The following is a 16,821-nucleotide window of genomic DNA, read 5'->3' as shown; positions in this document are numbered from 1 at the left end:
AAACTTGTACAGAAGGGTTGTGCAGCCGTCATATATTAACTGAATTTTGGTAATATTCAGCTTATTTGCATCTTTTTCCTTCTCAAAGACAACGGTTGATTTTGATGTGCAAATATCATATAATACAAATACGCTGCATTGTACGTAATGATAATTAAGTTTTAACCTTTAAGCTGTAATAGGGAGTTTTATATCGAACCTGGAATGCCAAGCCTTCTTTGAAAGGACGGCAGGAAAGTTTCTGCAGACACCCACTTTGAGGAGTGTGGTTTAAAACTTTCTTACTTGCATACGGCAATTGCAGCACCCTAAGTCATTTTGAATAAAATGGCTTTTTTATTTGTCTTCAAACAATTTATTATAAAAATGTTATGTCAACTAAAATAGCGTCCGTCTAAATGACGGGGAGAAAAAGGGCAGATCCTTTTATTTTTTCAGCAAATTTTTTGGCCCTGAGACGAATTTGCGGTTTTAACCCAAATCGGGCGGGCAGAGCGCGGAAGACCCTGTCTGAACAGTCGCCTGTCAGTATCCCTGTCTTTTCCTTTTATAAAAACCTTCTTGGCGCTGCTTCATCCATTTTCTTCGAAAAATCTTTTCACATCTACGGTTTTATTTAGTCTCCACTCCTTTTTAATTTTCCGGCTATACAAATTGGCATCAAAAATGCTGAATGATCATAATTCCCGCGATCATGAGTACAATTCCAAGAATGCGCTGTACATTCAAGCGGTGTTTAGCGATCCCGAACCATCCAAAATGATCGATGATAAGGGCGATGATCATTTGGCCGCTTAAAGCCAAAACAACAGTAAGGGATGCTCCGACAATCGGCAGAAGCAAAATATTGGACGTGATGAAGATGACCCCAAGTATTCCGCCTGTCCAAAGCCACCAAGGGTTGCCTGTGATAAAGTTTTTTGCTGTTTCTAAATGGTTTGAATGAAATAACCGGCGATGTTCGATGAGTGATGTAAGAAAAAGAAGAACGATCAATCCCACCAAAAAAGAAACAAGGGAGGCGATAAATGGCGAATGGAGTGCAATCCTCAGCTCTGAATTGATGGATGTTTGAATCGGCGATGCCATTCCGGCGAAGAGGCCAAGCAGCATGTAAAGAAATATGTATATGGATTTGTTTTTCATTGATGATGAACTCCCTTGTTATTTAATATTTTTTGATGATGAAAACCCCGAATATAATGAATAAAATGCCGATCATTCTAGGAAGGTTTAATTCATGAACGGGAACATGAAACCATCCGAAGTGATCGATGGCGATCGCCATTATCATCTGCCCGAGAAGGGTGACGACCACCGTCAGCGCTGATCCTAGGCGCGGAAGCAATAGAATATTTGATGTTAAATAAAATACGCCTAAGCACCCGCCTCCGATGACTATCCACCATGGAAGGGAAGGGGGAAGTCCAAAAATAGATAAAAAACGGTGCTCTGTCAGCAAGGCAGCAATGAGCAGGATCAACGTCCCGACAAAAAAAGAAATAGCTGCTGCCCCGTAAGGAGACCCGATTTTCATGCCCAGTCGTGAATTAATGGAGGTTTGAACAGGAATGGCCATTCCAGACAAAATACCGGCCAGCATTAAAATCATCATCATTTTGTAAAACTCCTTTTTAGACGGTTATTGGAACGATTATTCGGGATAATGTTTCTTGCAGCATAAATACAAACGGCTGAAATCTTGCCGCCGGGCGGGGACACCTTATATTTTGGCGAAAAGGAACTGTTGATGCAAGTGCTGATTTATTAAAAGAAACGAACATTTGCGGCTTTGTGAGAACACTTTATTTAATGCTTTTTTTCTGTGCACATATCGAATCCCAGAACCAATATACAATCCCGGAAACCGTGCCATACCAATAAATTTCTGGTCTGGTATATAAAGGTGGATGGAATGGCTCACTCATTAAATAAAAAATCAAAAAGTTTGATGCTAATGACATGAGCAAATAGACAAGAAAATAAACCGGCGAGAATTTTTTTGGTTTTTTATTCAGAACGTACTGTAAAGGTATCGCAAATATCAAAAGAGGGACGAAAAAATAAACGGCAAATGCAATAATCAAAAATATCATTGAAAAAAGCCCGACACTATAATACTGAATAAAACCCAAGGTTAGACTTGAGAAAAAAATCGTCTTAGCTAAGTTTGTTTTCTTCATGAACATCCTTTCCTTTTGGAGGATTTGCACTGAGAAAGATTATTTATTTTCATATAATTGAGATGGAAGAACATAAAGAGCAGGGTTGTCCCGAAAAAACGACAATAAAGAATAAGTGTTAAATGAGGACTCTGGTTGAGTCCTCTTTGTTTTTTCCGGATGTTTCGTATCACCAGTCCGGCTCCTCATGTTCAAAGCCGTAAAAACCTTTAATTTTTACATCTTTACAGCCATCAGACACCTTAGTGATGTCCAGGTAATGATTCCTGAACGGCGTTCCCGCCACTTTGTCCGCGGCGCTAAAATCAAAATGATTTCCAGTAAACTCTTTCTCGCTTAACGTATAATAATCATTCCCTAATGTAATCCTTTGCAGCTTAATGTTGAGAGTACAACCTTCGGCATTAAATATTGTAAACCTGTAATAAAGCCAAGTTGGATAATAATTTGGATTAGTATCATCGGACATAAAAAAACCCGTATTATCCTCAGTCATTGCAAAACTTATTTTTCTTTGATCCTTTGTAATCTTTGCCATTGAATCCTGCACATTGAAATTCAAAACCAATAATAATGTTAACACCGTATAAGCCAATAATTTTTTCATGATCATCCCTCCCCATTTTCCCACATTATAAACGGATTGCAATAAAAAGGAAATGTGGGATATAGAGATGATGAGGAAGCTTTGGATCATATCCGGTCGCCCCAATGGAATCGGCAAATAAAGCAGGGTGAAAGAGAGGCGCTTTCAATCAACGAGGCTGAAACAAAACGCATGCGGACTTTCCGGATTTCATAAATAAAAAGCTGATCTAAAAGGGAGTTTGCCAGTGTTGTATTTCTTCTATTATATAAAGCTTAGCTTTTTACGGTATGGAAAAAAGAGGATAATCCAATTTAGGAGAGAATGTAAACATAACCGGTTTTTCTTTTTGGCCGGCGGGTACATAGAAGATAAGTACGTGAAGGAGGGTAAACATGAAAAACAGAAAACAGTTTTGGGGGCCTTTCCTGTTCGGCGTCGGCATCATCGCCATGATCGACGGCATCATTTTTCATCAACTGCTTCAATGGCACAGCGTGTACATGGACACAGACCGCCCTCACCAAATCATGAGCGACGGACTGTTCCACCTGTTTTCTTTGATCATCCTCTTCATCGGGGGGATTATGCTGTGGAACAGAGGAGAGCTGAACGGCCGCCGTCCGCAGCATATATTTTGGGGCGCGTTTCTGCTGGGGGCGGGCTGGTTTAATTTTGTGGAGGGCATCGTCAACCATCACCTTCTCCAGATTCACCACGTCAACCCGGCAAGCCCGAACCGTCTCTTCTTTGACTTGGCCTATGATGCCTCAGGGCTATTGATTATTGTAATCGGATGGCTGATCTACCGAAAAGGCAAAAAAATGTGAGGGGAAAATGGGTTTGTCCCCACGCCTTGCCTGAAGACAATAAGAAATAAAATATTTCTCGGGAAAGCGCAGATTTCAACAAAGCCGGATGTGAACGTGTCAAAATCCATCAGATTGTGTAAGTAAAAGCCTGGGCGGCTGTTACTAACAAAACAAATCCTGTTTACAGATGAAGCTATTCCCTTGCAAGAGGGGGAGAGAAGGATTTTGGCAAGGAAGCGATCGACACATTAGTAAAGAACATGGTTTTAGTTTCTATGTCACGTTTGAAGTAGATATTCCCAAGCCGAAACGCAGCCATAAATACGCATGGAAAGAGTATGAAGGCAGCTTTGACGAAATCAAAAAGATGCATTTTAAAGACTTGATGACTGTTGGACAATAAACATCTCAGATTGGATCATAAGCTAAAAAAGTGGACAAGCTTAACTACCCTGAATTGTGTCGGAGACGAAGAGCGCGTGATTTTGATAAGCTGTATGATATGACAAGATATATATGAAAATACGGCTACTAACCCTTCAAAACGAAAGGGTTTTTTTATAAATTTCGATAAAATCCTCATTTTATTTAAACCTAAAAACAGCTTGAATACATCTTAAATATAAAGTATCATTGTGAATTTAATTTTTCTTTAATATTTTTGCATTTCAGTCAAAAACTTCTTGTGGTATGTTAAAATTTTACTGAATCCATAGTCAAAAGGGGAATGTGATGATGTTAGGAATTAAAGTTGAAAAATCAAATGAAAACTTAATTATCAGTTGGCAGTTATCCAAAATTGAAATTTCAATAAACGAAATAAATGATGTGTTTTTTGACCCGAACTATGGGGGAGAGGAGAAAAGCGCAGTAAGGATTGGGTTTCCTTTTGGATCTACGGATAGAGTAGTGATAAAAACAGCAAATAACACTTATATTTTGTTCACCACTAATGCTACTTCAATTATGAATAAGATCGTGTCTTAATAAAAAGCTGGCGCCCATTTAAAATTTCGCTATTAAATGTCTGTGTGGAAAAACTTAATGAGATCCTTTGCGAAGGAGGAGCTTTATGGAAGAAGGAAAGTTAGTTCACATGACTCTAAATGGTATTAAGAAAGCAGTTTCTAAATATGGTACATTCCCTATGTTCCATCATGGGGGGTATGTCATGGAAGATGCTACTTTTCATTTCGAAGATCCGGCAAGTCCTCAAGAAATTAGCGATTTAGAAAAGAAGTTAGGTGTTACTTTCCCTAATGATTATAAAGAGTTTTTGTTACAACACAATGGGATGGAAATGTTTGACGGCGTTGAAATACTTAGCTTAGAAGGAATCATTGAATATAATGAAGTTCAAGATTTCCCAGAGGGATACGTTTTAATTGGATATCATTATGATGGAAGATATGTTATAGACACAAACAAATCAAGAAACGGATTAGGCTATATGTTATATCTAGATTCAATTGATGATATTGAAGATGCTGTCGACTTAGATTCTAATTTTGAAATATGGTTTGATATGTTAGTGTCTTCTAACGGGACGAAATATTGGGAAGTGAGTCCGAATATTCAAGAGTATTATAAACTGGTTTCAGAATAAAAAGCCCGTTCTTTATCCATAGGCTAAGGATAGTCCACACTAAACAAGTAATGGGAGTCTGCAGACGCACAAATGAAAGTTGTTTCAAAAAATAAGAGGGAAGACAGAGATCCTAAGAAAAAATTCGAAAAGTTGTATAAATACGGAGAACCAAAATGGAACTGGGATAATTACGAAGTTCATCATGTTATTCCTCTATAATATGGGGGAGTAATGATATGATCAACTTGTTTCTGTAACACCTTGGTGGAGCGGCTATTAACCAACAATTGAGGTGATGCACTTGACTACTTTTATAGACAAAACTGTGAATGGGTTGAAGAGTCTTTTAGATCACAGGGGAACAATTAAACTATTTGGTTCGGAAGGGGATATTACCGAATCTCAAGTTACCTTTCCTATCTACGGAGCATCAGCCGATGAAATTCAAAGTTTTGAATCGAAATACAGCATATCCTTCCCTGAAGATTACAGAAAATTTTTAGAACAACATAATGGCGCCAGAATTTTTGACATTATTTCTGATGGCGAGAACATAGGTGGTGGGCTGCACTTATTCAGCCTTGAAGAAATTGAAGAAGAACTGGGATATGTGGAATTGTTTGAAGGCGTAAACGGCATTCCAATAGGGCACCTCTTGGAAGAATGTCATCTAATGATTGACAAGGATAGACTTGATCGGAGTGATCCCAACTATCTCTATTTATTTGAGGATGGTTTAGAATACACTCCGTTAAACTTAAATTTTGAGATATTTCTAGATCGCTATATTATATGTCAAGGAGAAGCATTTTGGGAATTGAACTATCGGACAGCGGAGAATTACTATAGATAAGATGTGAAGACAGTCAGTAAAGGCTGTTTTTCGCTTTTATATTGATTCATTTTCATGGATGGACAGGATTTACCCCAATCCATTTCCGTGAAATGTTAAAATAACAACTGATTATGGAGGTTTGATCAATGGAGCTCTATGATGTTTTTAATGAACATACAAGGTTTTTCATGTGAAACAGACTAATTTCAATATAAAGAAACACCGCTGCCAGGAGGACATAAAGTGTTTTTTTCAAAAACCATAGATCGTTTAGCCTTATATGATTTACACAGAAAAAGAAGCAAGGATAAACATTTTTCTGCTTTTTCATTGGATGCAATGGCTGAAAATGAATTCTACAAATCAAGTATAGCTGACGTCTCAATTATTCTGAAAGAATCCAGAAAAAAATATATGGTTGGAACTTTCAGCTATGAATCCTTAATTCCTTCCGGGGATCTTGTCAATGATACTTTAACAGGAGAGGTCTTTTTAAATGAAAATGATATAGATAAACCCAATGTTATCTTTGTACACGGCTGGCGAATGAATTCATACGATCGAATCAAAAAAATCTTTCATCATCGCATAATGAAAGATGTAGGATGGAACATGTACTACTATTCTCTTCCCTATCATTTAGAAAGAGAGCCGGAAAATTCACTTTATAGTGGGGAATTGATGATCAGTGCGGATATTGATCGTACAGTTGAATCAACGAGACAAGCCATTGTAGATTTACGAGCATTCATCCACTGGTTAAAAGCAAATAAAAAAGGCCCTGTCATCATAGTGGGTGTAAGTTTAGGGGGTTGGATTACCAATCTAATGGCTACCCTTGAACCTCAAATAGATGCAGTGGTCTCGATATTTTATGCCAATCGCCTTTCTTATTCGATATGGAAAACGATTCCGGGTAAATTCATAAGAGAAGAACTGGAACAACATGGCGTGACTTACGAAGATTTAATAAAATATTGGGAAATCATAGATCCGAGCCAAACCGTGCCGAAAGTTAACAAAGATAACATTCTCTTGATTTCTGCTAAACACGATCAGTATATTCATTTGGAAGATGCTGATTATTTGTGGGAAAGGTGGGGGAAACCCGAAAGATATCTGTACAATTGCGGCCATGCCGGGATTGTTCTTTGTCGCAAAAAACTAGCCTCAGATACGCTTTCTTTCCTCCGAAAAAAACTAAAAAAGAGTTGAAAACACTTCTGAACAATTTTCAGAAATCATTATCAAAAACCGATGTTGAAAAAGTCCAAAATCGGAATGTGCTTGAATCCACCGGAAACCGTTTTGCTGCAATTGAAAATGTGCCGGAAACTGTTGAGGTGAGCATCTGAACAAAAAGGGATTCAATTAAACGCAGAGTTTGAAATAAGCTGCAAACCGTAAATCTGAAAATAAAAGCTTTATCTGATGCGATGGATAAAAATCTTCATTTCGATTCTTGCTGATGCTGACGCTATACGCGCCCTTTATGAGGAATCCCACACTCCGTTCCTCCAGTTTTACGAAGCATTTATCGATGATTATCAGTCAGCACTAAAAAAATCAATTCGTTGTTCGATCGGCCTAGTTTAACCCTTGTTTCAGCTCGTGTTCAAGGAATGACCGTAAAAGATTGTTTCGAAGGGAATCGGTGTATTATTTTGATTTTCCAGCTTTTATTGGGCCTTGCATATTGATGCATCAGGCTTTTGATGATTATGATCTGATGGCCGATCTATCGCAGATGCAAATAAAAAGGATGAAAAAAATTGGTTTGTCCCCACGCCTTGCCTGAATACAATAAGAAATAAAGTATTTCTCGGGAAAGCGCAGATTTCAACAAAGCAGGCCCTAAATGTGTCAAAATCCACCGGATTGTGTAAACACCTGGGCGGCTGTCACGGTGCAGCGCTTCATGAATAGGATATAAAGAGAGAATGGGTGAGGTGAGTGTGTTGGAGAGGGCTGTTACTTACAAAAACAACGGACAGATCAATATCATACTGAACGGTCAGAAGCAGGTTTTGGCCAATTCAGAGGCAGAAGCCGAATATCAGGCCGCACTGCAGAAAAACGAAACGAAACACAGCATCTTGAAAGAGATTGAAAAGGAAATGAACACGCTTGTCGGCATGGAAGAAATGAAGCGCAATATAAAGGAAATCTACGCCTGGATCTTTGTTAACAAAAAACGGGAAGAACAAGGGCTCAAAGCCGGGAAACAAGCGCTCCACATGATGTTTAAAGGAAATCCCGGAACGGGGAAAACGACCGTTGCCAGGCTCATCGGCAAGCTTTTTCACGAAATGAACGTGCTCTCCAAAGGCCATTTAATCGAAGCGGAGCGTGCCGATCTCGTCGGGGAATACATCGGGCACACGGCGCAGAAGACGAGGGATTTAATCAAAAAAGCCATGGGCGGCATCCTGTTTATCGATGAAGCGTACTCCCTTGCAAGAGGCGGAGAGAAGGATTTTGGCAAGGAAGCGATCGACACATTAGTAAAACATATGGAGGATAAACGCAATGAATTTATATTAATCCTTGCCGGCTATTCGAGGGAAATGGATCATTTTCTCTCTTTGAACCCGGGCCTTCAGTCAAGATTTCCGATCAGCATCGACTTTCCCGATTATTCGGTATCCCAGCTGATGGATATCGCCAAACGCATGATGGCTGAAAGGGAATATCAGTTCAGCCCTGAAGCGGAATGGAAGCTGAAGGACCATTTGATGGCGGTCAAAAGCACGGTCAGTCCGGCGAAATTCAGCAACGGCCGCTATGTCCGCAACTTAATCGAAAAATCGATCCGTTCCCAGGCGATGCGGCTTTTGATGGGAGACTGCTATTTGAAGAACGAATTGATGACCATTAAAAGCCAGGATCTGGATGTGAAAGAAGACGCGGCGCACGCATGACCCGCGCTTCTTTTTTTATTTTCAAGGAGTTCTGGCAACCTCTCCCTACGTTTGTTATGATAGTACTGTTTATTGACTATGTTTTAGAAAGGAACATGATCATTTGAATGGACAGGATGTCATAAAAGAAAAGGCCATATTAGTCGGATGCCAGCTTCCGCACGTCTCTGACGAGCGCTTCGCCTATTCGATGGAAGAGCTCGCCGCGTTGACGAAAACGGCTGACGGGACGGTCGTCTCCACCGTTACGCAAAAGCGGAACCGAGCGGACGCTGCTACATATATCGGAAAAGGAAAAGTAGATGAACTGGAGGCGCTCTGTGAAGAACTGTCGCCAGACGTTGTGATTTTTAATGATGAATTGTCGCCGAGCCAGCTCAAAGCGCTTGCCGCGAGTCTCGACGTGAAAATCATCGACCGGACGCAATTAATTCTCGACATTTTTGCGAAACGGGCCAGAACGAGGGAAGGGAAGCTGCAAATCGAGCTGGCCCAGCTTCAGTATGCGCTCCCGCGGTTAAGCGGACAGGGGATCAGCCTGTCAAGGCAGGGGGGCGGTATCGGCACGAGAGGCCCGGGGGAAACAAAGCTTGAAACCGATCGGCGCCACATCAGAAACCGGATTCACGAAATCGATGTTCAGCTCTCAACCGTTATCCGCCATAGAAGCAGATACAGAGAGAGAAGAAAGAAAAACGGCGTCTTGCAGATCGCCCTCGTCGGCTATACAAATGCGGGAAAATCGACGTGGTTCAACCTTTTGACGGACGCTGACAGCTACGAAGAAAACCTGCTGTTTGCGACGCTTGATCCGATGACGAGAAAAATGACGCTGCCGAGCGGCTACAGTGTGCTGTTATCGGATACGGTCGGATTTATTCAGGATCTGCCGACAACGTTAATCGCTGCATTCCGGTCAACATTGGAAGAAGTGAAAGAAGCCGATTTGATTCTTCATATGATCGATTCTTCACACGAAGATTATGAAGGACACGAAGCTACGGTCAAGCGTCTTCTCAAAGAGCTTGAAGCAGATGATATCCCTGTGCTCACGATCTACAACAAAAGGGATCAAAAACGGCCGGACTTCATCCCATCATCCGGAAAGGGCCATATCATGCTAAGCGCCAAGATCAGAGGGGACTTGCCGCTGTTTAAACAGGCGGTAGAGTCCTATATCAAAAAAGAGCTGCTCATTCCGTATACGGTGCACATTCCCGCCTCAGAAGGCAGGCTCCTATCAAAGGTGAAATCGGAAACATTGGTGCAAAACACCGCCTTTCAGGAAGAACGGGAAGTATACGATGTGGAAGGCTTTATCCTTCCCGAACAGAACATATTGGGAGAGCTTAAGAAGTTTATGTAAGAAAGGACACTTGCAAAACATGTTTGAGACATTAAAACACGGAGATTTATTGAAAAAAACAGCAATCGAAACCGAAAAAGACATCGCGGCCGTCCACAAAAAAATCGACGAAACAAGCGAACGGAACGAATGGAGGGTGCTGGAAAGCTACCGAAAGCATAGAGTGTCAGACACCCATTTTACGCCTTCGACAGGCTACGGCTATGACGATATCGGCCGCGATACGCTTGAAGCCGTCTACGCCGATGTATTCGGCGGTGAAGCGGGGCTTGTAAGGCCGCAGATCATCTCGGGGACCCATGCGATATCGATCGCTTTATTCGGCGTTCTCCGCCCTGGAGACGAACTCCTTTATATCACAGGAAAACCGTACGATACGCTCGAAGAAATCGTCGGCGTGAGAGGCGAAGAACATTCGGGTTCGCTGAAGGATTTCAACATCGGCTACAGCCACATCGAATTGACAGAGCAGGGAACCGTCAATTTTGACCGGGTTGCATCTGCGATTACGCCCCGGACAAAGGCAGTCGGGATACAGCGTTCAAAGGGCTATGCCAACCGGCCTTCTTTTACGATTGACGAGATTGAAGAAATGATTCGGTTTGTAAAAGGCATAAATGAAGACATCATCGTCTTTGTCGACAACTGCTACGGCGAGTTTGTCGAAGACCGAGAGCCTTGCCACGTCGGAGCCGATCTGATGGCCGGCTCGCTTATTAAAAATCCCGGAGGCGGACTGGCCAAAACGGGAGGGTATATCGTCGGAAAAGAACAATGGGTGAAAGCGTGCTCATACAGAATGACATCCCCGGGAATCGGCAGGGAAGCCGGAGCATCGCTTTATTCGCTGCAAGAGATGTACCAGGGCTTCTTCCTTGCGCCGCACGTTGTCTCCCAGGCGTTAAAAGGAGCAGTGTTTACCGCCCGCTTCCTTGAAAAGCTCGGCTTTCGTTCAAACCCTTCATGGGATGCGAAACGCACCGACTTGATCCAGTCCGTCGAATTTTCCGGATCTGAACAAATGATCGCCTTCTGTCAGGCGATTCAGTACGCTTCACCCGTCAATGCCCATGTGACGCCATATCCGAGCTATATGCCCGGATATGAAGACGACGTCATTATGGCTGCCGGCACGTTTATACAAGGGGCAAGCATTGAATTATCAGCTGATGGCCCTATACGGCCGCCATATATCGCCTACGTGCAAGGCGGCTTAACCTATGCCCACGTCAAAAATGCGATTTGCAGCGCCGTCGATGCCTTAATGGAAAAGCAATTAATCTGAAAAAAATGAGCAACAAAATTGATGTAAAGAATCCTAACATCGTGTTGACACATTTTATAACATCACATATAATGAATTTATATAAGAAAAGGAGGAAATTGAGATGAGTGATAAAATTCGCCGCTCAATGCCCTTATTTCCCATTGGAATCGTGATGCAGCTCACCGAATTATCGGCAAGACAAATTCGGTATTATGAGGAAAATGGACTGGTATCTCCCGCGAGAAGCGAAGGGAACAGACGCCTATTTTCATTTCAGGATGTAGATAAGCTGCTCGAGATTAAAGATTTGATCGATCAAGGTGTAAACATGGCGGGAATCAAGAAAATTTTCGCCAAAACGGAAAACGAACAAAAACATGAGAAACAAGACAAACCGAAAAAAGCCGAAAAGCACGATTTGTCAGATGAAGAATTGAGACAGCTGCTGAAAAACGAACTCATTCAAGCAGGCCGTTTCCAAAGAGGGACGACATTCCGCCAGGGAGACATGTCCAGGTTTTTTCATTAATTCGTTAGCAACTGCATTGCTATATACATTTACCTTTTAGAGGAGGAGTTTTACGAATGGCAAAGTATACAAGAGACGACATTGTTAAACTAGTAAACGAGGAGAACGTCAAATATATTCGCCTTCAGTTTACCGACATTCTTGGAACGATCAAAAACGTTGAAATTCCTGTGAGCCAGCTGGAAAAAGCACTTGATAATAAAGTCATGTTCGACGGCTCTTCAATCGAAGGATTCGTACGCATCGAAGAATCAGATATGTACTTATACCCTGACCTGGACACTTTTGTCATTTTCCCTTGGACAGCCGAAAAAGGTAAAGTAGCCCGCTTTATTTGCGACATCTACAATCCGGACGGCACACCGTTCGAAGGTGATCCGCGCAACAACCTGAAACGCATTTTGAAAGAAATGGAAGACATGGGCTTCTCAGATTTCAACCTTGGACCAGAACCGGAATTCTTCCTGTTCAAGCTTGACGAAAAAGGCGAGCCTACGCTCGAACTGAACGACAAAGGCGGATACTTTGACCTTGCTCCGACTGACCTCGGCGAAAACTGCCGCCGCGACATCGTCCTTGAGCTCGAAGAAATGGGCTTTGAAATCGAAGCGTCCCACCATGAAGTCGCTCCTGGGCAGCACGAAATCGACTTCAAATACGCCGGCGCCGTTCGCGCTTGTGACGACATCCAAACATTCAAGCTTGTCGTCAAAACGATCGCTCGCAAACACGGCCTGCATGCGACATTTATGCCAAAACCATTATTCGGCGTTAACGGATCAGGCATGCACTGCAATCTATCACTCTTCCGAAACGGCGTCAACGCCTTCTTTGACAAAGACGCTGACCTTCAGCTGAGTGAGACTGCAAGACAATTTATCGCCGGCATCGTGAAGCACGCAACAAGCTTTACAGCCGTAACAAACCCGACGGTAAACTCATACAAACGCCTTGTTCCAGGCTATGAAGCACCTTGCTATGTAGCATGGAGCGCCCAAAACAGAAGCCCGTTAATCCGCATCCCGGCTTCCCGCGGTATCAGCACCCGTGTAGAAGTAAGAAGCGTAGACCCTTCTGCAAACCCGTACCTTGCCTTGAGCGTACTGCTTGCAGCAGGCCTTGACGGCATCAAAAACAAACTGGAAGCACCGGCTCCGATCGACCGCAACATCTATGTCATGAGCAAAGAAGAGCGCCTCGAAAACGGAATCGTCGACCTTCCGGCAACTCTTGCAGACGCTCTGGAAGAATTCAAATCAAACGAAGTCATGGTCAAAGCCCTCGGCGACCATCTATTCGAACACTTCGTCGAAGCAAAAGAAATCGAATGGGATATGTTCCGCACACAAGTCCATCCTTGGGAGCGCGAGCAGTATATGTCTCAGTATTAATTTTAAAACCCCTTGGCACCAGTGGTGTCAGGGGGTTTTGTTTTGGTTCAAAGAAATTATAAGAAAAGCCCATCAATACTTCAGAAGACTTCTCGAAGGCATTCTTTGCTGGACTCACTTGTAAACTCATTCTGTGTCATTTTACACGCGCGTAATGGGATCTGAACGATTCAAGCAAAATGGATCACTGTGTATGGCCCCGCAGATGATCCTAACAGCTGGGGGATCTGCGAGCATGACGTTGAAGAGTTTTTCGATATCATAGAGCGTCGGCCTTTGGGGAAAAGAGGTCGAAACGTTTGTTGAAGTCATCCAGGAGGTTGTTATTATTAAATGAATTTTGATGATGTGATGGGTGAAATTGTGACCATCGTTTTTATTAGGGAATTAGCCTGCATAGGCAAAGAGCGAAAATTTATTTTATTCATGAAAAAACAAGGTTTAAGGTCTTGCATAAAAATAATTGATTAGAAGCTGTTTGAATACTTTGGAACATTGTCATATTAATTGGGGATGGCGGAATAAGGGAATAAAATTCAAGGGGAATGAAGTAACCTTGAACAGATAGATTAAACATAGTTCATTGTCAATACAGCTGAGCGATTGCGGTTTTGTTTGAAGTGATTAGGAGTAATGAGGCTAGGGAAGAGGAGGCTATGAGCCTCCCACCATATTAACGGGTCGAATAGTAGGCAATATAGGATCCATCAGGATAAAAAGTAACCCTGTCTAAATAATATGTTTTACTTCCTATAGTAATTGTTGGTCCCGGATCTGGGTCAGAAGGTAATCCACGAACAACTAGGGTATCTAAAGCAGAAGCTTCCTTCGTTGTATTTTCTGCAGAATGCGTATCAGTAAGGCTTGCAGCAAAGGCAGGAGCTGTAGAAAAGAGTAAAGCAAGTGATAAAGCCGAACCAGTTAATACTTTTTTGAAACTCATGTTAACCACTCCTTTAGTTTTTTGATGCACTTAAAAGATTCGCTTTATGTTAAAAATATCCTTGTTAATAAATGTTAAAAATTTGTTAACATTCAGAAAATAAGACGCAGTTAAAAGATGGCTGAATGACAAAGGGAGCCACGATTCATGATCAGCAATGAATTTTGTGATGGTAGAGGAAAGTCGAAGGTCAATCATGATATATCTGATTTTATGGATCGTCATTTTTGCCGCTCGATACTCTGGATGGAGGTTGCTGAATAACAGATCGAGGAATGGGAAAAGAAAAATGACGAATGAAGGGAAAGGATGTCAAAGGAACAGCCATATTTTCTCGATGATGTGGACGAAAAAGCCGTCTGCCGGCATTAATATTTCCCCTTCTCTCCGGGATTCATAAGCTTAAGGTCAAGCAGATGGAACGGGCTTTACAAAACAGCTTGGTGATGAGGAACGTGTGATCATCGAAAAGAAATACCTGACGGCTGCCAGGGTGAAAGACATTAATATATATGGAGCTCGGCATGAAAAAGGACACCTATTATGAAATAAAGCAGCGGGCAATCTGCCGTATAGCAACAGCACTCGGAATTATCTGAGTGCTTTTTCATCGAGAGAATCCCGACATTTTTCCGATATTCGGGGGGATAAAGAGGGGGAATTTATATGCGTGTTTCAACGATGAAATTTACTTATCAAGAAATAATGGGAGATGCGTCATTTCCTTATCAAGTTGAATTCGGATACTCAAATCGGTGAAGTTATTGAGATTACACTCTTTCTGTTATTTAATATATTTTTTATTCTTTACTTTATTGGGTGTTAACGTTTATTTTTTATTTAATCAGCAGGAATGACCCGATATTTGCAAAAACCTCTAAGCAACATCCATTTTCATATAAAATTTCAAAAATAAATGACATTATTGCAGAGATTGAAGAAATCTATCAAAGAGTGGGCAGGAACTGATGATAGGGAACAAGCTCTACAAAGAAATTCTGAATAAACTCATTTTAGAATTCGAAGAAAAAACGGTTGAGACTGAAAAAATACTTCAAGCACCTATAACTAACCGTACTTATTTACGATAATTCCAATCGACGATTAACGGTCAGTGTATATATTATGACGCTTTCCCAAAAGGGAGGGCGTTTTTTATTTTAGGAGATGATCTGGATGGAATCAAAATGCGAGCCTTGCGGCGAAGTTCACGGAGTTTTGTTGTGGAAGGTGAAAAGGGAGAGCGGATGCCGACGACTTTACAGGTGGTATAAGTGAGGGGATCATTTCTGAACTGGAAGAGAATCTTCAATTGAATTTTCCGACGAGTTATAAATGGTTCTTGAAAAATTATGGTTCAGGAGGGATGTATGGCATAGAAGTTCTTGGCTTCGTTAATGGCAAAGCAACTGTCGTTGATCAGACAAAAGATTATAGAAGATACTTTAATTTACCGAAGGGTCCAGCAATGCCAAGGCCGTTCGCCTGGCGGAAAACGGCCTTTAACCATTTCTAACGATTTTAATAATCATTTACCATACGAGAGGGGTATATTGGAATTTCAACTGAAAGACCGTCGCCTCTTAGTAACTCACAATAACAATGATTATAAAATTTCTCAAGGAACGATCAGCAGCCCGTTAGCTACCCCTGATTAATGACGATCTGTTACCACACTGTTACGTTAGAACTTCCACTACTTTGATATCCCTCTGTCGCTAAGACTTGGTAAGACCAAATACTACCCAGATTCATTCCATGACTCTTCCATGCTTTAACATGATTGCTGAAAGTGATTTTAGCGTTGCTTCCAGTTGGTCTCTTCGACTGGCGAACACTCCAGTACTGCGTAAAAGTAGTTTTTGGGCCCTCAATGGAAGGTGCGTTATAACGTGTAGTTGTATATATGTCATATGTACCCCCATCACTTTTTACAGTACCTTTATACGTTCCAGTAGGTCTATAAGTACCCCATGAATCCACTACATAGTATTCTATGAGAGGTGATCTCGTCCAACCATATAAAGTCAAATATCCATTGCCATTCGGCGCCCAAACTCCGGCATTATAGTTTATTGTCCTAGATGGCGAACCTGTAGTCCAACCTTTACCAACAACGAAATTTCCGGTATTAGACCAATTAACACTGTAATTCCCGCCAGACCCATTTACAGCGTTTACTATTCCGCCCCCATCAGTCCAATTTTGCCAGTAGTCTGTGCTAGCTGCAGAGGCGGTTGCCGAAAACAAGCTAATGCTCATTAAAGCTGCCGTTAATCCAACTAAGAAATTCTTTTTAAACTTAAACATATGTTACCTCCTATAATATTTTTTCTGACTTTGACATGAGGTAGGATCGTCCCCTTCAATATAATACCACGAAGTCATGAGTGAATATTA

The 16,821-nt window shown here is 41.7% G+C and carries 18 protein-coding genes, 1 other RNA gene and 1 pseudogene; 14 read left to right on the top strand and 6 right to left on the bottom strand.

Features of this window, described 5'->3' with window-relative positions:
* The first annotated feature begins 127 nt into the window (after positions 1-127).
* Positions 128-311: non-coding RNA, 6S RNA (gene ssrS, locus MHB78_RS13390), on the top strand.
* 349 nt (positions 312-660) lie between these two features.
* Here ssrS and MHB78_RS13385 read toward each other — a convergent pair.
* The 4 genes from MHB78_RS13385 to MHB78_RS13370 form a co-directional block, all read right to left on the bottom strand.
* The gene (locus MHB78_RS13385; RefSeq protein WP_046132760.1) at positions 661-1,146 is read right to left on the bottom strand and encodes a DMT family transporter; all 486 of its coding nucleotides are present in this window, start codon (positions 1,144-1,146) and stop codon (positions 661-663) included.
* A 22-nt stretch (positions 1,147-1,168) separates the two neighbouring features.
* Positions 1,169-1,618 carry a DMT family transporter gene (locus MHB78_RS13380; protein WP_046132761.1) on the bottom strand — a complete coding sequence of 150 codons (450 nt, stop codon included), beginning with the start codon at positions 1,616-1,618 and terminating at the stop codon, positions 1,169-1,171.
* Positions 1,619-1,805: 187 nt separating this feature from the next.
* On the bottom strand, positions 1,806-2,183 hold the full coding sequence (locus MHB78_RS13375; protein WP_046132762.1) for a UPF0715 family protein: 378 nt from the start codon (positions 2,181-2,183) through the stop codon (positions 1,806-1,808).
* A gap of 169 nt (positions 2,184-2,352) precedes the next feature.
* Positions 2,353-2,790 carry a hypothetical protein gene (locus MHB78_RS13370; RefSeq protein WP_046132763.1) on the bottom strand — a complete coding sequence of 146 codons (438 nt, stop codon included), beginning with the start codon at positions 2,788-2,790 and terminating at the stop codon, positions 2,353-2,355.
* A gap of 374 nt (positions 2,791-3,164) precedes the next feature.
* Between MHB78_RS13370 and MHB78_RS13365 the strand changes: the two genes are divergently transcribed.
* From MHB78_RS13365 to MHB78_RS13305, 13 genes and pseudogenes are all read left to right on the top strand, one after another.
* On the top strand, positions 3,165-3,599 hold the full coding sequence (locus MHB78_RS13365; protein WP_046132764.1) for a DUF2243 domain-containing protein: 435 nt from the start codon (positions 3,165-3,167) through the stop codon (positions 3,597-3,599).
* Between the two features lie 173 nt (positions 3,600-3,772).
* Positions 3,773-3,844: pseudogene (locus MHB78_RS13360) on the top strand (AAA family ATPase); the annotation flags it as partial.
* A gap of 472 nt (positions 3,845-4,316) precedes the next feature.
* On the top strand, positions 4,317-4,568 hold the full coding sequence (locus tag MHB78_RS13355) for a hypothetical protein (protein WP_046132766.1): 252 nt from the start codon (positions 4,317-4,319) through the stop codon (positions 4,566-4,568).
* A 184-nt stretch (positions 4,569-4,752) separates the two neighbouring features.
* Positions 4,753-5,187: an SMI1/KNR4 family protein gene (locus MHB78_RS13350; RefSeq protein WP_099047106.1), complete on the top strand. Its 435-nt coding sequence runs from the start codon at positions 4,753-4,755 to the stop codon at positions 5,185-5,187.
* A gap of 283 nt (positions 5,188-5,470) precedes the next feature.
* Entirely contained in the window at positions 5,471-6,022 is a 552-nt protein-coding gene (locus MHB78_RS13345; RefSeq protein ID WP_046132768.1) for an SMI1/KNR4 family protein, read from the top strand.
* Positions 6,023-6,247: 225 nt separating this feature from the next.
* Positions 6,248-7,219, top strand: a complete 972-nt coding sequence (locus MHB78_RS13340; protein ID WP_046132769.1) for an alpha/beta hydrolase family protein — start codon at positions 6,248-6,250, stop codon at positions 7,217-7,219.
* A 216-nt stretch (positions 7,220-7,435) separates the two neighbouring features.
* The gene (locus tag MHB78_RS13335; RefSeq protein WP_231947461.1) at positions 7,436-7,600 is read left to right on the top strand and encodes a T7SS effector LXG polymorphic toxin; all 165 of its coding nucleotides are present in this window, start codon (positions 7,436-7,438) and stop codon (positions 7,598-7,600) included.
* Positions 7,601-7,959: 359 nt separating this feature from the next.
* Positions 7,960-8,925 carry a stage V sporulation protein K gene (gene spoVK / locus MHB78_RS13330; RefSeq protein ID WP_046132903.1) on the top strand — a complete coding sequence of 322 codons (966 nt, stop codon included), beginning with the start codon at positions 7,960-7,962 and terminating at the stop codon, positions 8,923-8,925.
* 103 nt (positions 8,926-9,028) lie between these two features.
* Positions 9,029-10,291: a GTPase HflX gene (gene hflX / locus MHB78_RS13325; RefSeq protein WP_046132770.1), complete on the top strand. Its 1,263-nt coding sequence runs from the start codon at positions 9,029-9,031 to the stop codon at positions 10,289-10,291.
* 19 nt (positions 10,292-10,310) lie between these two features.
* Positions 10,311-11,576: an aminotransferase class I/II-fold pyridoxal phosphate-dependent enzyme gene (locus MHB78_RS13320; protein WP_046132904.1), complete on the top strand. Its 1,266-nt coding sequence runs from the start codon at positions 10,311-10,313 to the stop codon at positions 11,574-11,576.
* 103 nt (positions 11,577-11,679) lie between these two features.
* Positions 11,680-12,087 (top strand): MerR family transcriptional regulator, encoded by a 408-nt coding sequence (locus MHB78_RS13315; RefSeq protein WP_046132771.1) that lies wholly within the window; start codon positions 11,680-11,682, stop codon positions 12,085-12,087.
* 56 nt (positions 12,088-12,143) lie between these two features.
* Positions 12,144-13,478, top strand: a complete 1,335-nt coding sequence (gene glnA / locus MHB78_RS13310) for a type I glutamate--ammonia ligase (protein WP_046132772.1) — start codon at positions 12,144-12,146, stop codon at positions 13,476-13,478.
* Between the two features lie 333 nt (positions 13,479-13,811).
* Complete coding sequence (locus tag MHB78_RS13305) at positions 13,812-13,949, top strand: hypothetical protein (RefSeq protein ID WP_157759334.1); 138 nt, start codon at positions 13,812-13,814, stop codon at positions 13,947-13,949.
* Between the two features lie 202 nt (positions 13,950-14,151).
* On the opposite strand, the gene MHB78_RS13300 is transcribed toward MHB78_RS13305, so the two are convergent.
* Both MHB78_RS13300 and xynA read right to left on the bottom strand, forming a co-directional pair.
* Positions 14,152-14,421, bottom strand: a complete 270-nt coding sequence (locus MHB78_RS13300; protein ID WP_046132773.1) for a hypothetical protein — start codon at positions 14,419-14,421, stop codon at positions 14,152-14,154.
* A 1,668-nt stretch (positions 14,422-16,089) separates the two neighbouring features.
* Positions 16,090-16,731, bottom strand: a complete 642-nt coding sequence (gene xynA / locus MHB78_RS13295) for an endo-1,4-beta-xylanase XynA (protein ID WP_046132775.1) — start codon at positions 16,729-16,731, stop codon at positions 16,090-16,092.
* Between the last annotated feature and the right edge of the window lie 90 nt (positions 16,732-16,821).

Origin of the sequence: Bacillus sp. FSL K6-0138, from assembly GCF_037982765.1 — a bacterium.
Taxonomy (GTDB): Bacteria; Bacillota; Bacilli; order Bacillales; family Bacillaceae; genus Bacillus; species Bacillus glycinifermentans.
Note: the sequence above shows the minus strand (reverse complement) of the source record. Positions and strands in the feature narration are given on the sequence as shown.